At 62.7% G+C, this 4,769-nt stretch carries 5 protein-coding genes and 1 pseudogene; 5 read left to right on the top strand and 1 reads right to left on the bottom strand.

The annotated features are described in order from the left end of the window. Positions 1–100 precede the first annotated feature (100 nt). From A5789_RS13705 to A5789_RS13725, 5 genes are all read left to right on the top strand, one after another. Positions 101–400, top strand: coding sequence for a WXG100 family type VII secretion target (locus tag A5789_RS13705; protein ID WP_064901844.1), 300 nt, complete (start codon positions 101–103; stop codon positions 398–400). Next, the gene (locus A5789_RS13710; protein WP_064923663.1) at positions 401–1,822 is read left to right on the top strand and encodes a GH-E family nuclease; all 1,422 of its coding nucleotides are present in this window, start codon (positions 401–403) and stop codon (positions 1,820–1,822) included. A gap of 8 nt (positions 1,823–1,830) precedes the next feature. Then, positions 1,831–2,247, top strand: a complete 417-nt coding sequence (locus A5789_RS13715; RefSeq protein WP_193615629.1) for an ankyrin repeat domain-containing protein — start codon at positions 1,831–1,833, stop codon at positions 2,245–2,247. Next, positions 2,244–2,678 (top strand): YbaB/EbfC family nucleoid-associated protein, encoded by a 435-nt coding sequence (locus A5789_RS13720; protein ID WP_064901847.1) that lies wholly within the window; start codon positions 2,244–2,246, stop codon positions 2,676–2,678. Before A5789_RS13715 ends, A5789_RS13720 begins: the two co-directional genes overlap by 4 nt. 97 nt (positions 2,679–2,775) lie before the next feature. After that, positions 2,776–3,168: a hypothetical protein gene (locus tag A5789_RS13725; protein ID WP_155525968.1), complete on the top strand. Its 393-nt coding sequence runs from the start codon at positions 2,776–2,778 to the stop codon at positions 3,166–3,168. 22 nt (positions 3,169–3,190) lie between these two features. Here A5789_RS13725 and A5789_RS13730 read toward each other — a convergent pair. Further along, positions 3,191–4,769: pseudogene (locus A5789_RS13730) on the bottom strand (type I restriction endonuclease subunit R); the annotation flags it as partial.

Consider the following 4,769-nt stretch of genomic DNA (forward strand, 5'->3'; position numbering starts at 1 on the left):
TACTACTCTCAACAACCAGCCCAGCAACCCGCCGGGCTGTCATACCGATAAGTCTCCGGACTCACCGGGGCGGTTCAACATGTGAAAAGGGGGGAAGAGTGTGGCTGATCCAAACGACCGGTTCAAGGTCGACCTGGAATTGCTCGACGAAGCCGTCTCGGTGATGGGAACCTTCGGCACGGACGTCGACACGTGGCTCGAGGATGTCGATCGTCATATCGCCGAACTGCATCTGTCGTGGGACAGCCAAGCCGCGGCTGCCCAGCGCACCGCGCACGACGAATGGGCGGCCGGGGTGCGGGAGATGCGCGAAAACCTCGACGACCTCCGCGCGATCGCCCAGAAAGCGCACGGTAACTACTCGACCGCGGTGGACACCAACACGCGGATGTGGCCATAGATGGCGCCACCAATCGTGGTGGACCCCAACGGGTTCACCACCGCAGCACAAACCTATGCCGACATCCACGGCAGCTCACTGGTTCCCGCGATCACCAACCTGTGCAGCACCCTCAAAGACTGTGGTGGTTCAGCAGGTTCGGACAACGCAGGCTTGACCTGGTCGAATGACTACGACCCGGTTGCCTTCGACACTGTTGACGCTCTGGGTGATCTGGCGCTGGCTTGTGGTCAAATGCATGACCTGCTCCAGTTCACCGGCACCAACCACGCCAACGCCAACTCCCAATCCGAACCGAACAGCGACCCGAACGCTGTGCTGTTCCCGCCGGGATCGCTGACGGTCTACCAGCCGCCTGAGCCGCCGAAAGCGTTCGGGGGCAGCGACCCTGAGCCGACGGGCTGGAGTTGGGTCAAAGGCGCTGTCCAAGGCGAGCTTTGGCCCAACGGTGACCCGGACAAACTGCGAGAAGCCGCTGGTGCGTGGCGGTTGATGGCGACCAAACTGCGGATGGCGACCATCACCATGCCGGGCGCTCGTTCCCACATCGAAGCCCAGCAAAGCCCCGAAACTCAGCAGGCCCTCGAGCAGCACGATCTGGTCAAAGGGCAGTTCGAGTCCCTGGCCGGAACATGTGACCAGTTGGCTGCCTCGTGCGACGCCTACGCTGATTCGCTGCACACCACCAAGAAGGCGATCATCCACGCGCTGGTCGAAATGGTCGCGCTCATCGCGGTCGACCAGGCCGCCGGATTCATCGGCGCGTGGCTGACCGGCGGCGGCGCTGAAGTCGCCGCCCAGGGCGGTATGGCGCTGGCCATCAGCGTCTACGGTGCCCGTATCGCAACCCTGATCCGCGCCTTGATCGGATTGGCTGAGGTGGCGCGCATCCCGATCGGGGTATCGCAAGCCATCGCACGAGGCGCGGAAGCGCTGATCCCGTTGCTGAAGGCGGAGCCGGTGTTGGCCGGCGCTGAGGGAGCGACCGCGCCGGGATCGTTCACCTCGTGGGCGAATTTGCGACGACCCGAGCTGCGGGAACCAACCAAGAAGACGATCGAGGCCGCCGCAACGAAATGGGGACCCCAAGGTGGCTCTAAAGACTTCTACGAGGTCGCCTCCGATACCGACGTGAAAGTCCCGATCAACAAGTCCTACGACGACAAGCCATGGGTTACGCAACTGCCGAAAGACCCGTCTGGGAAGTACTACGTCGACGCCGCCAACAACTCTCTGTATCCGGTGAACCCGAAATGGGAGTATGGACACTTCAGCGGCTACGAGAACCGCAGGCTGATCGCCGACGCGCAATCGAAAGGCATGACCCAGCAGCAGTTCAACGACTACGTCAACAACCATCCCGAGTACTTCCACGTCGAAGATCAACCTGGTAACCGCAGCCACCGAAGGGAACAAAAATAGTGACCGAGTTGGACGAATTCGGCCGTACACCACTGCATTACGCGGCGCTCGACGGCGATACGGACACCATCGAGACCCTGCTGGCCACCGAAGACGTCACCCTCGCTGACCATGCGGGGTGGACACCGTTGCACTTCGCAGCGCAAATGGGACGCGACGAGGTCGTCGCGCGCCTACTAGACGCCGGTGCAGACGTCAACGCCGTCACCGAAAAAGGGATGCCCGCAATCTACTGGGCCGCAGTCGCCACCACCGGCAACCCCGCGCAGACAATCCGAATTCTGCGGACACGGGGGGCCGACCCGACACGAAAGACGATCAAAAGCTACTTCGGGCCCAAGAGCACCCTCGACTTCATCGCCGACCCCCGCGCCGACCGAGACCCAGCAATCCTCGCCGAGTTCGCAGACCTGATCGAACAATGACCGAACAACCCGACCCCGACACCGTCCTGCGCGAAATCCAGGCCAAAGCCCTGCAGGTTCGCCAGAGGATGACCACCATCCAAGGCATCGGTTCCGCCGCTAACGGCACCATCATCGCTACCGTCGACGCGGCGGGACATCTTCGCGACCTCAAACTTCCCCGCGACGCGGCGCGGTTGGGCCCGCAATTGGCATCCATGATTCTGCAGGCCACGGCAGACGCCGAAAAAGACGCACGCCAGAAATCGGCTGCGGCAGTCCGGCCGCTCACCTCGGACGAGAGGATCGCCTCCGGGCTGAAAGCTATCCGCGACACGATCGGGCCATCAGATCAGCGACCAACACCACGGCGCGCCATGACCGAGGAAGAGATCCAAGCCGCCGACGACGCGTACTTCGAACGCATGAACCGCAGCGGATGGGCGCAGTAGTACAGGGCCCGAGCCCATCGACCTGATCCTCATCCGAAGTGATCGAGACCAGCTAATGCCTCATCAGGCAACCTTCGGTGGGACTGGGGACTCCACGGTGCGAGGCAGAGTCGAGGTCCAAGGCATCAAGGTCGAGGTCGACGGCAATAGTGGTATCACCAATCTGCAGATCGCCCCGGGAACGATGCGGTGGGCAAGCGGGCAGTTGGCCAGCGCGTTGGTCGACTGCCACCGCAAAGCGCGCTCCGAGGCCACAGTCAAAATTGAACTCATCGTTCGGAAAGCAGACCCTCGCATTCGCGACCAGACCCAGCGGCTCCGCGACTGGATACCGGCCCCCGAGTCCCAGCACCGTCAGAAGACCGAGGAAGTCCAGGCCGATGACGACGCGTTCTTCGAGCGTATGAACCGTACTGGCGCTGACGGCGCGTGCCTGTCCACCGCGATGCACTCACCGAGCCATCTCCTCGCTCGCCGCGCTGGAGAATGACGACTGCGGTACCGCAGCCTTCTCACGCGTCTGTCTGCTGATCGATCGCTGCTTCGTAGAAGGCGTCGGCGAGCGCGATGATGACGGCGCTGATGCCGGGGCCGTCGCTGAAGAAGTAGTCGGCCATGGTGTTGTGGGCTTCCTGGTTATCGAGGACCGCCTCGGTGACCGCCGCTTGGAAGTCTTGCGATTCCATGAACTGCTTTTTCGAGTTCACCTTGGTCTGGTTGACCAGGTCCGGGTAGGCGAGCAGCTGATGCACCAGTCCTTGCACGAACTCACGGACCTGAGATGCGGTGAACGACTCGGCACCGAAGAGGTCGTTCATCTTGTCGATGACGACCTGGAGCGCGACATACTTGGGCTCTTTCCGGGTGCCGGTACCCGCGGCGCCGATGCCCTTGAGCTCCCCGTCACCGGTCAGTGAGATGTCGACCGCGGTCCCCTTGGTGTACTTGACCCCGACCAGGACCACGTCCGAGAGATCGACCTCCGCGGCCCAGGAAGAGTCCGCGATGACCTTCTCCAACAGGCGCAGGAAGATCGACAACATCTCCATGTACGGGTCGCCGTAGTCGACGATCTGGCTCATGAAGTCATAGAGCCGGACGTAGGTGGAAACGTCCTTGCGGAACAGGTCGAGGGTGTTGAGGGTGAGCGTATCGTCGGCCTCGATCGCGGCGGCGTACCGGCGGGCGAAGTCGTTCTTGGCGGGACTGATCGCGGCTGAGAGCGCGTTGTTGCCTTTGCGGGTGACCCACAGTTCGGCGACCTCGCGCACCTGCTCTGGGGTGTAGATCCCGGCCTGGGCGAGCTTCGTGGCGAGGTGGACCACGACGTACGGGTCGGTCTCGGTCTCCAGAGCGGCATTGGTGAAGTACGGCTCGAACGCAGCCCGGATGTCCTCGGGCTCGTTGACGAAGTCGATGACGAATGTCTTGCGTTTCTGCTCCCCGCCGGCGGTGCGATGGGTGCGGTTGAGCCGCGAGAGCGTCTGCACGGCAGTGACCCCGGACAGTTTCTTGTCCACGTACATCGCCGAGAGCAGCGGCTGGTCGAACCCTGTCTGAAACTTGTTGGCGACCAGCATAATCTTGTATGTCGCGCCCTTGAAAGCGGCGGCCAGGTCCGAGCCAGCACCGGGGTTCAGGTTGGCCTCGGTGAACTCGTCGTCCTTGCTCGGTCGCGACCCCCACTCCGAATCCCACTCCTCGTCCTCGGCCATCATCACCGAGCCGGAGAAGGCAACCAGGGTGCGGTAGTTGTACGAGGCGTCCAGGGCGGCCCGCTTGGCGATGTAGGCGTCGATCGCCTTCTTGTACTTCACCGCGCCCTTACGCGAATCGGTCACGACCATCGCCTTCGCCTTGCCCTCCAACAGTTGGGCGACGTTGGCGTGGAAGTGCTCGACGATGATCTGCACCTTCCGGCTGATGTTGGTCGGGTGCAGTTTCGCCCAACGCATCACCCCCCTACGCGCCGCGGCCTCCTCCACCTCTCCACGCTCATCACTCTCGGCCTTGCTGGCGATCTTCATTGCGGTGTCGTAGGTCTGGTAGCCCTTGAGCACGTCGAGGATGTAACCCTCCTCGATCGCTTGC

The sequence above is a fragment of the Nocardia sp. 852002-51101_SCH5132738 genome (assembly GCF_001665695.1).
Classification (GTDB): Bacteria; Actinomycetota; Actinomycetes; order Mycobacteriales; family Mycobacteriaceae; genus Nocardia; species Nocardia nova.